Source organism: Pseudomonas mucoides, from assembly GCF_015461845.1.
Taxonomy (GTDB): Bacteria; Pseudomonadota; Gammaproteobacteria; order Pseudomonadales; family Pseudomonadaceae; genus Aquipseudomonas; species Aquipseudomonas mucoides.
In genome coordinates this window covers 92,716-112,015 of record NZ_JACOPW010000004.1, presented here as the reverse complement: position 1 = coordinate 112,015, position 19,300 = coordinate 92,716, and the positions used below count along the sequence as shown (strand labels likewise).

Annotated in this window: 12 protein-coding genes; 6 read left to right on the top strand and 6 right to left on the bottom strand. The window is 59.5% G+C overall.

Annotation, left to right across the window (positions count from 1 at the left end; all coding sequences use genetic code 11):
• Positions 1-211: 211 nt before the first annotated feature.
• The 5 genes from H8F22_RS19270 to H8F22_RS19250 all read right to left on the bottom strand — a co-directional run bounded on the left by H8F22_RS19270 (position 212) and on the right by H8F22_RS19250 (position 12,397).
• Positions 212-1,546 (bottom strand): sigma-54-dependent transcriptional regulator, encoded by a 1,335-nt coding sequence (locus H8F22_RS19270; RefSeq protein WP_059182251.1) that lies wholly within the window; start codon positions 1,544-1,546, stop codon positions 212-214.
• Positions 1,540-3,306 (bottom strand): sensor histidine kinase, encoded by a 1,767-nt coding sequence (locus tag H8F22_RS19265; RefSeq protein WP_194940559.1) that lies wholly within the window; start codon positions 3,304-3,306, stop codon positions 1,540-1,542. The genes H8F22_RS19270 and H8F22_RS19265 overlap by 7 nt, the downstream gene beginning before the upstream one ends.
• Positions 3,307-3,419: 113 nt before the next feature.
• Positions 3,420-6,143, bottom strand: a complete 2,724-nt coding sequence (locus H8F22_RS19260) for an RHS repeat-associated core domain-containing protein (RefSeq protein ID WP_194940558.1) — start codon at positions 6,141-6,143, stop codon at positions 3,420-3,422.
• A complete protein-coding gene (locus H8F22_RS19255) occupies positions 6,140-10,633 on the bottom strand; it encodes a SpvB/TcaC N-terminal domain-containing protein (RefSeq protein ID WP_194940557.1) in 4,494 nt (1,497 codons plus the stop codon). The genes H8F22_RS19260 and H8F22_RS19255 overlap by 4 nt, the downstream gene beginning before the upstream one ends.
• A gap of 240 nt (positions 10,634-10,873) precedes the next feature.
• On the bottom strand, positions 10,874-12,397 hold the full coding sequence (locus tag H8F22_RS19250) for a fumarate hydratase (protein WP_019581511.1): 1,524 nt from the start codon (positions 12,395-12,397) through the stop codon (positions 10,874-10,876).
• 452 nt (positions 12,398-12,849) lie between these two features.
• On the opposite strand from H8F22_RS19250, the gene H8F22_RS19245 reads away from it, so the two are divergent.
• Genes H8F22_RS19245 through H8F22_RS19235 form a run of 3 tightly spaced genes read left to right on the top strand, consistent with a single transcriptional unit; the run spans position 12,850 to position 15,664 of the window.
• Entirely contained in the window at positions 12,850-13,956 is a 1,107-nt protein-coding gene (locus tag H8F22_RS19245) for a GGDEF domain-containing protein (RefSeq protein ID WP_194940556.1), read from the top strand.
• The gene (locus H8F22_RS19240; RefSeq protein ID WP_027922902.1) at positions 13,949-14,884 is read left to right on the top strand and encodes an iron-sulfur-binding ferredoxin reductase; all 936 of its coding nucleotides are present in this window, start codon (positions 13,949-13,951) and stop codon (positions 14,882-14,884) included. Before H8F22_RS19245 ends, H8F22_RS19240 begins: the two co-directional genes overlap by 8 nt.
• A 30-nt stretch (positions 14,885-14,914) precedes the next feature.
• Complete coding sequence (locus H8F22_RS19235) at positions 14,915-15,664, top strand: enoyl-CoA hydratase-related protein (RefSeq protein WP_194940555.1); 750 nt, start codon at positions 14,915-14,917, stop codon at positions 15,662-15,664.
• Positions 15,665-15,871: 207 nt separating this feature from the next.
• On the opposite strand, the gene pyk is transcribed toward H8F22_RS19235, so the two are convergent.
• Positions 15,872-17,323, bottom strand: coding sequence for a pyruvate kinase (pyk, locus tag H8F22_RS19230; protein WP_027922904.1), 1,452 nt, complete (start codon positions 17,321-17,323; stop codon positions 15,872-15,874).
• Positions 17,324-17,481: 158 nt separating this feature from the next.
• Here pyk and H8F22_RS19225 point away from each other — a divergent pair, with 158 nt between their 5' ends.
• From H8F22_RS19225 to H8F22_RS19215, 3 genes are all read left to right on the top strand, one after another.
• On the top strand, positions 17,482-17,856 hold the full coding sequence (locus H8F22_RS19225; protein ID WP_027922905.1) for a tetratricopeptide repeat protein: 375 nt from the start codon (positions 17,482-17,484) through the stop codon (positions 17,854-17,856).
• A 236-nt stretch (positions 17,857-18,092) separates the two neighbouring features.
• Positions 18,093-18,452, top strand: a complete 360-nt coding sequence (locus H8F22_RS19220) for a PilZ domain-containing protein (protein ID WP_027922906.1) — start codon at positions 18,093-18,095, stop codon at positions 18,450-18,452.
• Positions 18,453-18,942: 490 nt separating this feature from the next.
• A complete protein-coding gene (locus H8F22_RS19215) occupies positions 18,943-19,293 on the top strand; it encodes a hypothetical protein (RefSeq protein WP_194940554.1) in 351 nt (116 codons plus the stop codon).
• The last annotated feature ends 7 nt before the right edge of the window (positions 19,294-19,300 follow it).

Below are 19,300 nucleotides of genomic sequence, written 5' to 3'. Positions count from 1 at the left end.
GGATCCTTCGTTTAATTGTTTTTGTGGAGCGCGTTGAAACGCAGCCTGTGGGGGCTATAGCAGGAGGTGTGCCAAGGGGGAGAGGGGCGGTTTAGAGGGGTTTTGCGGATTGGGTGAGCGGAAATCCGCTTATGTTGGATGGGGTATGAGCGGATTTTTGCTTAGCGGATATGGAATTGCTTTGCATGGGCCAGTCCAGGCCCCACAAATATCAGCTGTCAGTCAGGAACATCTCGCGCGTCAGTCCATGCCGCTGCATCTTTTCATTAAAGGTCCGGCGCGGCAGTTGCAGCTCTTCAAGCACTGCTTTCACATCGCCCTTATGCCGGGTCAATGCCGCGCGCAGGCAATGCGCTTCGAACGCTTCCTGCTGCGCCGCCAGCGACTGCCCCGGATCAATCCCCGCCGGTTCCGGCTCGCCCAGCCCCAGCACTTGCCGTTCGGCAACGTTCGCCAGTTCGCGCACATTGCCCGGCCAGTCGTGGCTCAGCAGATGACTCAACTGCGGCCCGGTCAACGGTGGAAAGGTCCGGCCCAAACGCTCGGCAGCCTGCTGTGCAAACGACTCGAACAACAACGGAATGTCTTCGCGCCGATCACGCAACGGCGGCAGCCGCAACTCGGCGACATTCAATCGATACGCCAAATCCTCACGAAAACGCCCGGCCCGTGCCTCATCCAGCAGGTCCGGTTTGGTCGCGGCAATGATCCGCAAATCCACGCGAATACTCTGATTCGACCCCAAGCGCTCAAGCTTCTGCTCCTGCAACACCCGCAGCAACTTCACCTGCTGGGCCAGCGGCATGCTTTCGATTTCGTCGAGAAACAGCGTGCCGCCATCGGCGTATTCAAGCTTGCCAATACGTTTACCCGTAGCACCAGTGAACGCGCCACTCTCGTGGCCAAACAATTCAGCTTCGAACAACTGCTCCGGAATCGCCGCGCAGTTGAGCGCCACAAACGGCTTGTCGGCTCGCGGCCCGAAGTCATGCAGGCAACGCGCGACCAGCTCTTTGCCGCTGCCGGTTTCACCGCGGATCAACACATTGACGGGTAACGCCGCCAGGTCCAGCACTTGCCGACGCAGCGTCTGCAAACCACGGGACACGCCGAGCAGGGTGGCGTCGAGTTTGGCGCGGTTGTCGGCCTGTTCGTGCAGGGCACGGTTCTCCAGAACCAGCCGACGCTTGTCCAACGCCCTGCGCAAACTGCTCAGTAGGGTTTCCGGGCTGAAGGGCTTCTCGAGAAAGTCATACGCGCCATCGCGCATCGCTTCGACCGCCATCGGCACATCGCCGTGGCCGGTCAACAGAATCACCGGCAAGTCCGCATCACGACGCTGGACTTCGGCCAACAACTCCAACCCGGTCATGCCGGGCATGCGCACATCGCTGAGGATCACCCCGGGAAAATGCGCGGGCAATTGCGCCAGGCATTCATCGGCGCGACTGAACAACTGCACCTCGAAACCCGACAGGCTCAGCCATTGTTCGACGGCGCTGCGAATGCTGCTTTCGTCGTCGACCACCATCACTGAATTCAGCATGCGGCAGGCGCCTCCAGATCGATGGGCAAGGTCAGGGTGAACACCGCGCCGTTGCCGTGATTATCGGCACTCAGGCGTCCGCCCGCTTCGTGAACGATGGCAAACGATACCGCCAGCCCAAGCCCCAGGCCATCGCCCACCGGTTTGGTGGTGAAGAATGGATCGAACACGTTCGGCAGGTGTTCTTCGGCGATGCCGCCACCATTGTCGCTGACCGTCAGGCGCCACAATTGTTCGTCGGCTTCGAGGCGGATTTCCAGGCGTTTGCAGGGCTTGTCGTGCATGGCGTCGAGGGCATTGCGCAGCAGGTTGATCAGCACCTGTTCCAGACGAATCGCATCACCCCGCACCCACGCCGGGCGCGTCAGGTGCAGCACCGTGCTGACTTGTTCATCGCGCAGTCGCGCATCGAGTAACTGCAACGATTGGTCGACCACCGCCGCCAGGTCCAGTCGTTCGCGCAGGCCGCTGGGGCTTTTGCGAGCGAAGGTTTTCAGGTGGCCGGTGAGGGCGGCCATGCGTGTGAGCATGTCGTCCACCGGTTTCAGCGCCTTGTAAGCGTCGTCGACCCGGCCGTGATCGAGCAGCAACCTCAGAGTAGCAAGCTGCATGCGTTGGGCGGTCAGTGGCTGATTGATTTCATGGGCGAGGGCGGCAGACATCTGGCCGAGCGCCGCCAGTTTGGCCGATTGCACCAGCCCGTCCTGAGCGGTGCGCAGGTCGCGGGTGCGTTCTTCCACCAGTTGCTCAAGCTCTTCGCGGCTGCGCTGGCGCATTTTCGCCAGGCGCCAGCGTTGATTGAGGAACAGCAACAGAAACACCAACGCCAGCCATAACCCGGCAGCGGCCAGCGCGGCATTGCGACTGTCTTCGAACGCGACTTGCGGGCGACGCAACAGGTGCAGCGTCCAGCCTTCGGTGGCCAGTGGCAGCGATTCCCACAGGTAATCCGCCGTCCCGTCAGGGCCGACCACCCGTGCCAGATCGCTGTTGTCGTCGAAGCGGCGCAGGGATTGAAACTCAAGCGGTGTCAGCGGTTGCTTGTCGTACTGGCGGGTCGCCTTGAGCGCGGCGTGATCGTTGTCGTCCAGCGGTTTCAACAAGCGATAACGCCAGCCCGGCTGGTTGGCGATGAAGATGATCCCGCGTGCGTCACTGACCAGCAGCGTGTCGCTGCCCTGGCGCCATTCGCGTTCCAGTTCCGGAAACTCGAGCTTCACCACCATGGCACCGAGAAACTCGCCGTTGTCGCCGGTGACTGCGCTGGACAGGAAATACCCCGGAATGCCACTGGTCACGCCCACCGCGTAAAAGCGCCCGGTGCCTTGGGTGCGGGTCTCGCTGAAGTAGGGGCGAAAGCCATAATTGTGGCCGACGTAACTGCTGGGCAAACGCCAATTGCTGGCGGCCACGGCGAGGCCGGTGCGGTCGAGCAGTTCGAGGGTCGAGGACTGGGCGGCGCCGTTGATTTTTTCCAGCTTGCGATTCAGTGCATCCTGTTGCTCTGGCGATACCGTGCCGTTGAGGGCGGCGCGCAACTCCGGGTCCAGCGCGAGCACGGCAGGCAGGGCGCGGTAGCGGTCGATCAGGGTGTGCAGGGAATTGGCGTACAGCGCCAATTGCTGATTGGCGCGCGCGGCGTCTTCAACTAAGGCCTGGCGTTCGGTGTGGCGCATGGCGAAACCGGCGGCCAACACGGCACCTGCAAGGATCAACAAAATATACAACGTCAAACGCAAGATACGGGAGTTCGGCAGCATGCAGGGGGCAAACAGGTAGAAAGTCGGGCGGGCACCATAGCATGGCGTACCCGCCTTAAGAAAAAAGGGACTCCAGAGGTTATGGAGCTCCGAATGACCTATTTCTTAAATATTTACATTCTGCGCGTATGCTTTACTGGATGCACTGGTTTCCGGCTTGTAGCCCCCCTATGGATGACGCCTGCGGAACTTTGCGATGAGATAGAGCTTCGGCGCGAGGAGTCGATGCTCTCGCTGAGGTTGGAAGGCCTGAGTTGGGTAATTTTTTCGAGCATTTCCATTGTGTTCCACGTAATGCCTGTCAAGCTTTCGACCTCCAGTACCTGATCGCGGAGTGAGGTTTGCGCTTTAGGGGTCACTTCGTCCAGCAAACTTTGCTCGGCAATCAGCCTTTTAATAGTGCTACTCATCTCACCGGCCTTTGCTTTTTTTTCAGCTTTTTCCTTGGCCCCTCTGAGCTCGTCAACATAGCCGCCGACTACCGGCCCAAGCACTGCTCCGACCGTCGCGCCGGCAACGGTCATTCCGGTGCTTATCAAGCCAAATTGACGGTTGGCTTCCTGTGTCACGTCTTTAGAAGGTAATGAGCCATCCCCCGTTGGGTCCCACGTGCCAGGAGGGGACCAACCCGGATTGAACACGGTCGCTTGTAAAATGAACTGGGTGGCAGCAGTGAAAATGGTTGCAACAATCGCTGCGTTTGCAGGACTCGAAGTCCCGACCGGAAGCAAGGCCAACCCGACTCTAGAGTTAACGGCCGCTAAAGCAAAGCGTTTGCCCTTTTCGCTCCATGACTCCTCAGGTTCAGGCGGCATTTGGCCGGGGGGATTGTTGGCGGGATCGTTTACTAATGGAGTAAGTCCAGAGAGTGTTGTCGTACTACCTGCAATCGACTGCGTGGGTGATGATGACAGGGGGGTCATCGGTATTGAAACTTGTTGAGATGCTGTTCTAACCCCACCTTGGTTATCAACAAAATTAATCGGGTTATTTCCCACCATCTGGTACAGATTCAATCCATCCACGGTCCCCAATGGATCCGGATTGATCCACCTCTGCAGCCATGGCGCGTAATACCGCACCCCGTAGTAATAAAATCCGCTGACATCCATCTCCTTACCCGAATACCGGAGGGTCTTGTAGCTGACCTCAAGTGCTGAATCCGCCATCAACCACGCCGTACCGCCGAAGGGGTAGTAACCTTCGTAGCTGACCAGTCGGGCGGTTTGATCAAGCTCCATGAGGCTAGAGCCCAAGTGATCGTCGAGGCTGTAGCGCAACTGATCTTGATCGATACCATCGGGTTTTTTGCTGACCCAATGCAGGCAACGAACACTGCTTCGCCCACCGGGTACTGCAATGACGTGTAGTTCTTCGCCGTTGTCGCGGGTGCGGATTTCCAGCCCCGGCAAGTAGATCACCTGGTGGAAGTGCGTGGTCGATGACGTATGGGTTTCGTGGCGTTTGAAAACGCGCGCGCCCTGGCTGTAGCGATACGTTTCCTCATCGTTGAGGTCGTTGTCACGGTGAACCAGCGTCGCCGATGCCAACTGATTGCGGTTGTTCCAGTACAGGGGCCGTCCCGGGCCAGAAGCCTGGAGGTTGCCATGGCGGTCAAACAAGCTGTCGAAATCAGGGGCGGGATTCCCTTCTTGAAGGGGCACGCCACGGTTGCTGTTCGGGTCGATGGACATCTGGTGGGTATAGCCGCCCACCGCACGCTCATGGATCAACTTGATCAGGTTACCACCGGGGTCGTAGGCGTAGGTTTGTTTGTAATTGAGATGATTTTTGGGATCACTCGGCAACAGTCGGCCAGGCAAGTCTGAGCCAGGGGTGGCGTCATGACCGGTGGCACTGGTCAGTAGGTACAGCGAGTTGTAGGTGAATTCGCGGCGGCCATCGATGCGCTGATTGGCGAAGTGCACCGGTTTGAAGGTCAGGTCGTCGATGCGCAGGACGTTACCGACCCGGTCGTAAACGTACTCAAAGTGCTGGAGCAGATCCTGCCCGGGCACGCCGGCGGTGGAGGTCGTAAGACGAGCATCGGCCTCGTCGTATAGCCAGCGGCTGAGTACGTTGTTGCCGGCACGTTGCTCAATGATCTGACCGGCCGCGTTATACCGGGCCGCTTCAAGTACAGCCTGCCAGGTGCCCGTGGGTTCAAGCAGCAGGTGAACCTGTTGCAGTTGACCGGCGATGTCGTATCGCATCCGTTGCTGATGCTGAAAGGCATCGGTCTGGGTCAGCAACGCGCCGTGCGGGTTGTAGGTCCGGCTGCTGGCGAAAGTACCGGCCTCGGTGACGGTTCGGCTGTCGCGCAACGGCTGGCCCTTGAGGCTGAAGCTGCTGAATTCGAGTGTGCCGCTGGGGTCGGTTTGTCGGATCATCTGGCCGCGAAGATTGTGGTTCGGGTCAGCCAGTGCAGAGGCGTAGGTGGCAGTATCAACGACGTCGTGTCCGCTCTCTTCAAGTGTGAGCATGCGCAATTGGTTGTCGTAAGTACTGCGCCAATGATTGCCGCGTCCATCCCAGCTCTGGAGGGTTTCACCGGCCAGCCCTTTCAGATTTGTGCGCCTGCCGGCGTCGACGCTGTCAACGTTTACCGGGTGCCCGGCAAGGTCGTAAATCGTCGACAGGTTGGGCCTGGGGGCGTTGGCCAGCCGCGCGTCCCGTTGTTCCACCGGCCGCCCGAGCGTATCAAAGCGTTGCCGGGTGATGTGGGTTTCCACGGGGCCGCCCGGTACAGAGCGCAAGTAGGCCATCTGGCGCACGGTCAGGCGCCGCCCATCAATGGCCTTCACCCACGGTGTTTTCCAGTCGACCGTGCTTCTCATCGCTTGCCTGCCTTGGACTCTTGCGAGTCCGGCGGGACAAAGGTGTCATTGTAATCCAGCTTGGCGGTGTACCAGGGGGTGATGATTTCCAGCGCAGTATCCGCCTTGGCGTTGATGATTTTGATCAGGCGACCCAGGACGTCGTAGTAACTTTTATCGTGATAGCCGAAATTCCTGAAAGAGTGGTCATGGATGTAGCCATAAGCATTAGCGAAATAGGGGCGATAGGTGCGTACCGCCAACCCCTTGTTGTTGTATTCCACGCGTTCGCTGATGCGCCAGCGTTGCTCGGCGTGCGCCTCCTTCGGCTGGCCGTTTTCGATCACCAATTCGCCGTTTTCCACCACATAGGCCTCGCCTGGCTCGACGCGTTGCTGGGTTTGCAAGGACCGTCCGAAACCGTCGACGTAGTTCAGGTTGACGTGGATTTGCGACGCCTGTTCGTCGTAGTAATCGCGATCGGCACTCAGCACCACGCTGTGCACCGGTACCCGAACGATGGATTGCAGCAAGTCCCACAATGCCTGTTCTGCCGGCGTCCGTGACGTGCGCCTGGCCAGGCGCCGTCGGGCACTGGCGCGAATGTGAAGGTCGGGCAGCACGTAGCCTTGCAGGATCCACTCAGTGAGCCAGTCGGGTGTCTGCCTCACGGTGTCAGGGAGCGTGCCCATCCAGCTGAACAGGTCCTTGCGAAAGGTACTGGCGGCATTTTGCAGCGCGTCCCTGGGAAATTCGATTGCCGTTGCGGGGCTGGAATCTTCGGGGCGGGTGTAGTCGGCAATGGGCAGGAAGCCGGCGGGCTCGCCGTTTTCCGTTCCGTAATAGGTGATGGTGTGCGGGCCGGACGGATCGTAAAGGGCTTCTTCAACGTTTTCATTGGCATCAATGATGCGCAGCGGTTGCAGTGAGTGATAGTCGTACTTGAAGAGGGTGATACAGCCATCCGGTTGTTCGACGCTGAGGGTGGCGAAAGCGTAATCGTCGCTGGTCGCTTTGGTTACGCCATGGCTCGGGGTTTCGTTGTATTGAGTCACCCTGTAGAAGCGTTCGAGGCCTGCATGCTGGGCAAAGTTGTATTGGCTGGACCAAAGATTTCTCTGCTGGTCTTCTTCCTCATCGGCCTCTTTGTCCGTCCCGAGAATCAGCAGCATAGGCAAATAACCAATCTTCGTCAGTTCAGCCCGGATGTCGATCGGAGGGCTCACGTCGCTGTAGACATCCAGCGCCGTCTTGTTCAATTGCGCCATTTCCAGCGGGCCTGCCAGCGCTTCGAAGCTGGCCGTGCCGTCCGGCATTACCGTGCGGTCTTGGGTTTCGAGGTAGCGTTGCACCGTTTGTGAGGTCAGCTCCCGCTGAGCTTCCCATTCGACTGATTTGAACGAGTCCATAAACTGTTCATAGTCAATGGCTTCGGGGTTCAGCCCCGTCGGTGCCTGGCCCTTGGGCAAGACCAGTGCATTGCCGCGTTGCTGATAGGGCAGGCCGAGCCTCCAGCCTTGCAGATCGACCAAATGAATAAACGCAGCGCGGGTTTCGGCCAGGTAGTAGGACTGTTGAGCCGGGTCATGGGCGTCGCTCCACCATTTCCGTTCATCCACATCGGAAAAGGGTGGCTCATCAAGCTCAGTCAGGCGCCGGGCATAACTGACCGTGATGCTGTGGGTCGTCAGCCCGAACGCATCCCGACCCAGGTTGACGACATGCTGGCACAGCGGGTCATTGATGAAGCGCTCATAGCGGTAGCTGATGCTTTCGAGCTGCGACACCATTAACACAGGGGCAGGATCGTGCTGACCGCGCTCACGCACTTCGCGCACGATGTAGCGGGACTGTTCGACCAGGAACGGGGTGGTCGGGTCATTTGCCGCGTAGGTTTCCACGCGCAGCACAGTGCCGGCGAGTGCGCGGGCGATTCCGTGCAGAGTGGCTTCATCGTCAGGCGTAATGAGTTCTTCACACTCGTCGTCCGGGTGATAACGACAAAACAACGTGTCGCCCAGCGGGTGCGCCTTATCGTCACCGTTGAAGTAACCCTCGTCAGGCATGTCGATCTGTTGGCCGGTATGAGACCAGGTGCAGACCAACGCCGGCGCGGTAAAGCTTTCGTCTTCGTCCGAGCCGATTTCGCTGTCGGTCTGGTGCAGCCGCCCGAAACCACGAAATTCGCGATCCCGGTCGTCGTAGTAACCCTGAAAGTAGCGGAAAAACTGATTCAGCCGATTGCCGGTGATTTCATCGAGCTGGCTTTGTTGGCTCACCACTTGAATGGGGAAGGGCAGGTGACAGGTGAAATGGGTCGTGGTTTTTTCGTCCAGCCATTCTTGCGCCGAACTGCGATACACCACCTCGGTACTGCACCCCATGTTGTTATTGCTGGCGATCATCAGATAGGGCTTGGTGCCAACGAAGTCATAGCGCCAGTGCCGGGGGGTCATGTGGGGAACGGTCAGGATCAGGCTGGCGCATCCCAGGCCTTGCAGGTCGGCGAGCGTCACTTGGCACAGGTTGTCGTAGCGCACGCCTTCGGGCCAGGAAACGCCAATGGGGGTCAGTTCAAAACCATTGCCGCCCCGGTTGAGATAAATGTCGAACCCGTCGGAATTCAGATAGATCAGCGCCGGGGCGCCCGAGCCGTTCAGATCGGCGATGCGCACACGCGCCGCGTCGAAGGTCGCGTAATCGAACGCCGGCCCTTCGATGACAAATCCAGTGCCGAATGTGCCGTTCCCAAGGTTCGGCCAGCATTTGATTTCGTCGTGGCGGATGCGGCACAACTCGGTGGTGTCGCTGCCCAGCAGGTTGCCCATAAACACCAGTTCGCTGCGTGAGTTGCTGATCAATGGCAGACGGTCATCATCCGGCGTGTGAGCGACGTCTTCGCCTTTGGCAAAACCTTCCTCGCGCCGGCTGGCGTACAGGCGCACGGAGTTGGGGCCGATCAGTGCCAGCGAGCTGAGGCCATCGCCCCGCACGTCACCCAACTGCGACAGGGCGTTGAAAAACTCCGGCGGGAACACTTTGAACGGAATAAACCCTGACCAGCTCCGATCCGGGTTCAAGGCATGGAAACCCGCCACGCCAGGTTGGGCGATGACCCAGTCCAGGCGACCGTCTCCGGTCAGGTCCATCAGGGCTTGATGGGTTTGCTTGCTGCGGTCGGCGATAGGGATGTCGTCGAGCGCAGTCCATGGGCCGTAGGTGATGCAATCGCCACCGGTGCGGTCACGCAAGGGTTCGCGGTAGTACCAGCATTGGTCGTAGCGACACAGGAAACCCGGCAGTCCCTCACCGAACAGGTCGACGCATTGATAGTGCTGGCCGTCCTCGATACCCGGCATGTGGTCGAACGGGAAAAACACGGCGGGCTGAGTATTGAGTTCAGCACCTGAATACTCGAACTCTATCGGCGGCATGCTTTCCACGGCGCCGCTGGCGGCGTACGTCTGGTAATGCGCCGCGGTGATTTGGCTGTAAGACCAGGGGCCCGTGTTGCCCGAATACTCCAGCAGCAAGCGACGGACCAACGCCGGCTCGTCACCCAGTTCCGCAAAGCGGTGAAACATCAGCACCTGCTGGCAAAGGCGGCGGGTGCCGACTTCAAAGCCTTGGCCATAAGTCGAAAACGGGTCCGGACGCTTTAGCCAGGGACTGAGTGTTTCACTGTCGTAGACCGGTTTTTCGGTCAGGGATCGGGTGCGCTCGCCATAATCGAATACCGCGATGAAGTGCCATGAAGGCGGCGCTGATGTGAGTACGTTCCAACCATACAAATGGCTGCTTGCCTCAAAGTTGCCATACAACACTCGATGCACATAGCGTTGAGCCCGGTAGTCTTGCGGGGCGGGCTCGTCGGCAGGGTCCTCCACCTTGTACTCGTAGCAGATGTGCTCGCCGCGGGTGTTCATGCTTTCCTGCAACAGCCAGGCAACCACCCGATCCGGTTGTTGCGGGTCTGCCTTGCGCGCGGTGTCGACCTTGCCAAACAGGTGCAGGCTGCCATCGGCCCCATGCACCAGCCAGAAACCCTGGGGGTTGACCTCGGAGCACCAGAATTCGATGACATCAAACGTGGTTTCGACTCGGGGTCGATATTGCACCACCCGATGGGCCCCGATGGACAAACCACGGTATTCAGATGCGTCCCGGGACTTGATCTTGCCGTCAGCGTCGCGTTCGGCGATCAACTTCTCGCCCGAGGCACTGAGGAACACATCATCATCGGTGTAGTGCGGCACGCCTTTGCTGGCCTGACGGGTAATGGCGCTGAGGTTCAAATGCCAACCGACACCGAACGGTCCGTTTCCTGATTGGCTGCTATAGCTCAGGGAAAGTTGCGGGTCCCAACCGCGTCCCGGCGAAAGCGCCAGCGGCAACTCGAATGAGGCGCCACCGGTGGGGCCAACCTTGCCCCAGCTTTTGCCGATGCTGGCAATCGACGCACTTTTTGCAATCGAGGGTTCAGTGATACTCAGGGACGCTTGCTCTTGCATGGGGCTGATCCTGTTTTGGCCGGGCGTTCGTCCGTGGCGATGGTGTCGCTGACTGAGTCAGACGCTAACAAGAGGGGAGCCGTACGTAACCTGTCAGATCTGACAGGGAGAGGGTTTTTTTCCAGATCGAATGGCTATAAAAAATACGGGTTCAATGCCATTGGTGTTATTCACAGGCAAAAAAAAACGGCCGGGTCGCCTTTTCAGGCAACCCGGCCGCTGTTTGGCCCGATGAAGCGCTTACTGCACTTCTACCGCCAGACTTTCACTGATCTTCTTCTGCCAGATCGCAGGACCGGTGATGTGTACCGACTCGCCTTTGCTATCAACCGCAACCGTCACCGGCATGTCTTTCACGTCGAACTCGTAGATGGCTTCCATCCCCAGTTCGGCGAAGGCAACAACGCGGGATTTCTTGATGGCTTGCGCCACCAGGTAAGCCGCGCCGCCGACTGCCATCAGGTAAACGGCTTTGTGGTCCTTGATCGCTTCGATAGCGGTAGGGCCGCGCTCGGATTTGCCGATCATGCCCAACAGACCGGTTTGCTCGAGGATCTGACGGGTGAACTTGTCCATCCGCGTGGCGGTGGTCGGACCGGCAGGGCCCACCACTTCTTCGCGCACCGGATCAACCGGGCCGACGTAGTAGATGAAGCGACCCTTGAGGTCCACCGGCAAGGTTTCACCCTTGTTCAACATCTCGACCATGCGCTTGTGCGCGGCGTCGCGACCGGTGAGCATCTTGCCGTTGAGCAGGACGGTTTCGCCCGGCTTCCAGCTCTGCACTTCTTCCGGGGTCAGGGTGTCGAGGTTGACGCGACGAGCCGACGGGCCGGCTTCCCAGACGATTTCCGGGTAGGCGTCCAGCGGTGGCGCTTCCAGCGAGGCCGGGCCGGAACCGTCGAGCACGAAGTGCGCGTGACGGGTGGCGGCGCAGTTCGGGATCATGCACACCGGCAGGGAAGCGGCGTGGGTCGGGTAATCCATGATCTTCACGTCGAGCACGGTGGTCAGGCCACCCAGGCCCTGGGCGCCGATGCCCAGTTGGTTGACCTTCTCGAACAGCTCCAGACGCATCTCTTCGATACGGTTCTGCGGACCACGCGCTTTCAGCTCGTGAATGTCGATGGATTCCATCAACACTTCCTTGGCCATCACCGCGGCTTTCTCGGCGGTGCCGCCGATGCCGATGCCGAGCATCCCCGGTGGGCACCAGCCGGCGCCCATGGTCGGAACGGTCTTCAATACCCAGTCGACGATCGAGTCGGATGGGTTGAGCATGGCCATTTTCGACTTGTTCTCGGAACCGCCGCCCTTGGCTGCCACGTCCACTTCCACGGTGTTACCCGGAACGATGGAGTAGTGGATAACGGCCGGGGTGTTGTCCTTGGTGTTTTTACGAGCGCCCGCCGGGTCGGCGAGGATCGAGGCACGCAGAACGTTTTCCGGCAGGTTGTAAGCCCGGCGCACGCCTTCGTTGATCATGTCGTCCAGGCCCATGGTGGCGCCATCCCAACGTACGTCCATGCCCACACGAACGAACACGGTGACGATGCCGGTGTCCTGGCAGATCGGGCGGTGGCCGGTGGCACACATGCGCGAGTTGATCAGGATTTGTGCGATGGAGTCGCGGGCGGCCGGCGATTCTTCACGCAGGTAGGCTTCGTGCATCGCCTGGATGAAGTCAACGGGGTGGTAATAGGAAATGAACTGCAGGGCGTCGGCAACGCTCTGAATCAGGTCGTCTTGCTTGATCACGGTCATGAGTCGCGCTCCTCTAAAAGACGGGAACATTCAATAGCTCTTCGAGCTAGCTTCCTTTGAGCTACAAGCGGCAAGCAAGAGCAGTGTGTGTACTGCTTTGAGCTTGCTGCCTGGAGCTTCCAACTTGAAGCTGGCTCGAAGAGTCAGGGCACGCCGGGGCTGCTGGCGCGACGCTAAAAAGGCGCGGCAGTATACCGCGCCTCGCGGGCGGGTACACGCGCCGGCAGTCAATCGTTGGTCGCATAATGCCCCGATCCCTGTAGCCGCAGGCTTCGCCAGCGGCTACAGGGATCGGGGCAAGGGTTGAATTTTAGGGAAAACGGGCCATGCTTTTGACGCCAGTTTTTTGCCCCGAAAATTGAATGGTCATTTGTCCGGCTCGCCACTAAAGTGGCAGACGGCCTGTAGAGTAGGACACTCAAACAGCCTCTTTTCGCATGGTGAGTCAACGATTGACCCATAACGCCATCCAACGGCTTTTACTCAAACGCTTTGCCCTCGCTGCCGGCACTTACGCCCTGGCTTTGATGTTGCTGTGGCTGGCATTTTTCACCGGCCACTACAACGAACCCGCAACCAGTGTTGCTGTCGGCACGGCCATGGTGATCATCAGCCAGGCGGCGTTGTTCGCGGTGTTTTACAGCGGCTGCAACCTGCGTTTTTCCGACCCCAGCCTGACCGAAGTGCAAGTGCTGATGGGGCTGGGCTGGCAAACCTGGCTGATCGCCAATCTGGATGAAGCACGCGGCGCGTTCCTGGTGTTCTATGTGCTGATTCTGCTGTTCGGGCTGTTCCATCTGTCGCGTCGAGCGTTGGTGCGGTGTGCGCTGTTGGTGTTTTTCAGTTTCAGCGCGATCACGCTGTGGGAGGGCTACCGCTTTCAATTGCCCGACCCGGCGCTGGCCGGGTTGCAAGTGTCTGTGCTGTTTATCGTGTTGATCTGGCTGGTGCTCTACGCCCGCTATGTCCAGGCGTCGCGTCAACGCATGCGGCAACGGCGCTTCGCGTTGCAAGCGCACCAGGACACCCTGCGCGGGATGATGCGCCAGCTCGAAGACCTGGTCGCCACCGACGAACTCACCGGGCTGTTCAACCGCCGCCATTTTCTGCGCCTGGCCTCCCGCGAACTCAATGCCATGGACGCCGGCGTGATGCATGGCCTTGCCTTGATCGACCTTGACCACTTCAAACGCATCAACGATGTGCACGGCCATGCGGCGGGCGATCAGGTCTTGCAAGCCTTTGCCGGTGTCGCGACCGCATGCCTGCGCGACGGCGACGTGTTGGCGCGTTATGGCGGCGAAGAATTTGTGGTGCTGGTGCCCGATTGCGATGCCGAACGCTTGACCGCGTGCTGTGAACGGTTGCGTATCGCCTTCACCGATGTCGAGTTGATCGGCCTCAATGTCGCCCATCTCAGCTTGTCGGCGGGCATGACGTTGCTGGAACTGGGCGACGATCTCGACGATGCCTTGCAGCGCGCGGACCAGGCGCTTTACCGCGCCAAGCGTGACGGGCGCAACCGGTGCGCGGCGGCCTGGGAGAACGTCGATGCCTGAGTTACGCGTCGGCGAGCGCCACTTTACGGTGGCGCCGGGCAGCAACCTGCTCGACGCCTTGAATCAAAACGGCGTGCCGGTGCCCTACAGTTGCCGCGCCGGCAGTTGCCATGCCTGCCTGGTGCAATGTGTGCAAGGGTTGCCGGGCGACAGCCGCCCGGATGCCTTGAGCGCCGAGCAGCGCCAACAAGGCTGGCGCCTGGCATGCCAATGCCAGGTAGTCGAAGACCTGCACGTGCACACCTTCGACCCGCAACAGGACGGTCGCCCGGCCGAGGTGGCCGCCGTGGATTGGTTGAGCGCCAGTGTGTTGCGTTTGCGTCTGACCCCCGAGCGTCCGCTGCGCTATAGCGCTGGGCAACATCTGGTGTTGTGGGCCGGCAACGTGGCGCGGCCTTATTCATTGGCCAGCCTGCCGGAAGAAGACCGCTTTCTGGAATTTCACCTGGATTGCCGTCAGCCGGGGGCATTCAGCGATGCGGCCCGTCAGCTGAAAATCGGTGACCCGATTCGCCTCGGCGAACTGCGCGGCGGGGCCTTGCATTACGATCCGGACTGGCACACTCGACCGCTGTGGCTATTGGCCGCCGGCACCGGTCTTGGCCCTTTGTTCGGAGTCTTGCGCGAAGCCTTGCGTCAGGATCATCAGGGCGCTATCCGCGTCATTCACCTTGCCCATGATGCCAATGAGCATTACCTGGCCAAACCCCTGCAAGCCATCGCCGAGGGCCGTGAAAACCTCAGTGTCGAACACTGGACGCCGGCCGAGTTGCCGCAGGCATTGGCGCAACTGCGGCTTGTCTCCCGGCAAACCCTGGCCTTAGTCTGCGGAGCCCCCGACAGTGTCGACGCCTTTTCCCGGCGCCTGTACCTCGCGGGTTTGCCGCGCAATCAACTGCTGGCCGATGTGTTCCTGCCTCGTGGTTGAGCGCTGATTTTTTCAGACGCGAGACCCACCATGACCGATGCCATCCAGATTGAACGCGAACGCGGTGTGCTGACGCTGCGCCTGAATCGCCCCGAAAAGAAAAACGCCCTGACGCGCGCCATGTACAGCCTCTTGGCCGAAGCACTGAAACAGGCCGACACCGACCCTGAAATCAACGCCGTGCTAATCGCCGGCAGCGCCGAGTGCTTCACCGCCGGCAACGACATCGCCGACTTCATCCAGCAACCGCCGGGCAACCTCGACAGCCCGGTGTTTCATTTCATGCTCAATTTGCTGGAATGCCGCAAACCGGTAATCGCTGCGGTGGCGGGTGCGGCGGTGGGGATTGGCACGACGATGCTGCTGCATTGCGATCTGGTGTATGTCAGTCGGGATGCTCGCCTGAGGATGCCGTTCGTCAATCTCGGGTTGTGTCCGGAATTCGGCTCCAGCCTGCTCCTGCCGCGTTTGATTGGGCATGCCAAAGCGGCGGAATTGTTGCTGCTGGGTGAAGGGTTCAGCGGTGTACAAGCGGCCGAGTGGGGAATTGCCACCGAGGCGTTGGGCAGTGGCGAAGCGGCGTTGGCCAAGGCGCGGGAGATGGCGTTGCGCTTTGAATCGTTGCCACCGGAAGCGGTGCGCATCAGCAAGCAATTGATGAAAGCGCCGGACCGGGAATTGCTGCGCAAGGTAATAGAAGAAGAGGGCGCGTTATTCACCCAGCGGCTGCGGTCGCCAGAAGCGTTGGCGGCGTTGACCGGGTTTATCAAGCGGCATTGAATCTTCGGTGACTGGGCCGGCCTCATCGCGGGCGAGCCCGGCTCCCACAGTGGTGGGTAGTGATCACAAACTGGAGTTCGACTCAAAACCTGTGGGAACCGGGCTTGCCCGCGATGAGGCCCGCCCAGACAACCCAGCTGTTTGACCAGAATGCAAAAAGCCCCGCCATTCACATGGCGGGGCTTTTGTTTTTCAGCGGCCGGTCACTCAGACCATCGGGTCGCCAACGTGCAGGATTTTCATCCCGTTGGTGCCGCCGATGGTGTGGTAGCTGTCGCCTTTGGTCAGGATGACCCAGTCGCCTTTCTCCACAACGCCGCGCTTGAGCAACTCGTCGATCGCGGCCTGGCTGACTTGCTCAGGCGGCAGCGATGCCGGGTCGAACGGTACGGTGTAGACACCACGGAACATGGCCGCGCGGGCCTGGGTTTCGCGGTGTGGGGAGAACGCGTAGATCGGCACCGAAGAGCGGATGCGCGACATGATCAACGGCGTGTAGCCACTTTCGGTCAGGGCGATGATCGCTTTCACGCCCGGGAAGTGGTTGGCGGTGTACATGGCCGCCAGCGCGATGCTCTGGTCGCAGCTTTCGAACACTTTGCCGATACGGTGGCTGGAAGTCTTGCTGGTCGGGTGCTTTTCAGCGCCGACGCAGATGCGCGCCATCGCCTGAACAGCTTCCAGCGGGTACAGACCGGCAGCACTTTCGGCCGAAAGCATCACGGCGTCGGTGTAGTCGAGCACGGCGTTGGCCACGTCGGACACTTCGGCGCGGGTCGGCATCGGGTTCTGGATCATCGACTCCATCATCTGGGTCGCCACGATCACAGCCTTGTTGTGGCGGCGTGCGTGCAGAATGATTTTCTTCTGAATGCCCACCAGCTCAGCGTCGCCGATTTCCACACCCAAATCACCACGGGCAACCATGACCGCATCGGACGCCTGGATCAGCGCGTCGAGGGTTTCGTCGTCAGCCACGGCTTCGGCGCGTTCGATCTTCGCCACCAGCCAGGCAGTACCGCCGGCCTCGTCGCGCAATTGACGGGCGTATTCCATGTCGGCGGCGTCACGCGGGAAGGACACGGCGAGGTAGTCGACTTCCATCTCGGCAGCGAGCTTGATGTCGGCCTTGTCTTTCTCGGTCAGGGCCGGTGCGGTCAAGCCACCGCCGCGACGGTTAATACCTTTATGGTCGGACAGCGGACCGCCGATCAGCACGGTGCAGTTCAGCTCGGTGGCGGTGGCGGTATCAACGCGCATTACCACGCGACCGTCGTCGAGCAGCAGCTCGTCGCCCACGCCGCAGTCTTTGACCAGGTCCGGGTAGTCGATGCCGACCACTTGCTGGTTGCCTTCGGTCAGAGGATGGCTGGTGGAGAAGGTGAATTGATCACCGATCTTCAGCTCGATCTTCTTGTTGGCGAATTTGGCGATACGGATTTTCGGGCCTTGCAGGTCACCCAGCAGGGCAACGAAGCGGCCGTGCTTGGCAGCGAGGTCACGCACCAGCTTCGCGCGAGCCTTGTGCTCGTCGGGGGTGCCGTGGGAGAAGTTCAGGCGGGCGACGTCCAGGCCAGCCAGAATCAGCTGTTCGAGAACTTCCGGCGAGTTACTGGCCGGGCCAAGGGTAGCGACGATTTTGGTACGACGGACGGACATTCAAAGACTCCTGAGTTCAAGCGCTGAGTGAGGCTACTATGCTCCGTGGGTGTAGTCATTGTTCGTATGCACTACTTTTTCGTTTGTTTATTGAAATGAACATTCCTGAAGATTTTCGCCAGCAGGCCGATACAGCGCTCAAGACAGGAGATCCCCCCATGCGATTTGCGCTCATTGCCGTCCTTGCCCTCAGTGTGACGGGTTGTGCCCGTTGGTCGATGAACCATCATTTAAACCTCGCGTACAGCGCCTACGATCGTGGCAATTGCGAGCAGGTCATGCTCGAACTGTCGAAAGTCGAGCGCTCCAGCCGTGCGCGGCCTTATGTGTGGCCAGAAGTGTCGATGATGCGCGGCCAGTGCCTGGAACGGCAGATGCTGTTCGTCGATGCGGCGCAGACTTACCAGTACATCATTGCCACCTACCCGCAAAGCGAATACGCCTACCGCGCCCGCGCTCGTCTGGAAACCCTGCAGAGTACGGGCCATTACCCACTGCGCAACGCTGCGAGCCCACGCCCGGCGACGTACTGATTGCCGTTTTCCCTGGCCGCTCGGCGGGGGTGAGCTATAGTCCAGGAGATCGGTTTTAGAGCCTTGCCTTTAAAGCCGAGGTCATACCTGTGATCGGCAGGAGTAAGCGTCAGCGGTTGCACGGACTGTCGCACCGGGAACGGGGAGAGCGTGTTCACTTCCATGGACGAAATGGAAGAGCCCGTTCCGAAGCATTAGTGCGGCCCTGCTTAAGGGCCTTGCTGGGCCATTTGCGCATGTTTACCGACCGCCGGATCGAGCGGCATCAGCTGCCGTATTTTTTGAGAGTGTTCAACAGCGTCACCGACAAACCCATCGGCTTTCTCGGCAACGTGTCTGCAGACGGGCTGATGCTCATCAGTCAGTTGCCCATGATGGTGGGTGTCGACTTTGACCTGCGTCTGAAAATCCCCGCCACCGACGGTTGCCAGCAGGTCATCGACCTCACGGCGTGTTGCCTGTGGTGCCATGAAGACGCAACCCCCCACCATTACGACGCCGGGTTCAGCCTGCAACGGGCACCGCCGGAGTATGGGCAATTGGTGGAGGCGCTGACGCAGTACTTCAGTTTTCAGCCGATGCCGGCGTCGGCGTGAGTTGAATCGTCATCGCGAGCAGGCTTGCTCCCACAATGGATCGGCGGCAAACACACGGTTTGTGATCACCCTATCAACTGTGGGAGCGAGCCTGCTCGCGATGGCGTCAGTACAGACAACCCAAAGCAACGACTCAGTGACTTCCCCGCCCGCAACACCCCCCACTCAATCAACTGACAAATCACCACGGCCACATCGCGTGTCTTGTCTTCGAGGCTGTTAAGCAGATGGAGCGGCAGGGAGTTGTAAGAACAAAAGTCTCACTAGAAAGTGGGTCTTACGGATCAGAGAGCAGTGCCGCAAGTCAATACAGCCAACTACCAGTGGTGATCATTGATAAATACCGACAGACGGTAACTAATTTCCGGGTTGTCGAGTAACCACCTGTTATTTCTGACAGTAGCCAGATGCTTTAGTAGGGAGGTTAAATAGCAATAACAATGGTGCGCTGCATTGTTATCGGAATACAGCATGCGAAAAGGAGAAGCCCATGGTAACCCGTCGCCTCACGCCACTTGAAGCATTCAATTCCGCGGATCCACTACCCAATCCGCCCCCAAATACCTTTCCTCGACCAGACGGGAGTTATCTCGCTCCGCTTAATTTTACAGGAAGATCTTCTTATTATGAGTTTGAGGAAAATGCAATCGTAGTTGGATTTGTCTATCCCGACGAGGACCGAGAACAGCGGAGCAGTAGCGCAGAGCGCGACTACAATTTTTCGTTACCAGCAAGTCCAGGTCCGACGGTGGTGCAGGTAGCTCACGGGTGGATGGCCAACGACGTCGCCTATGCAGATACATATAAATTCGATGTATATATTTTGACCCCCGAAACCTAGTTCCATC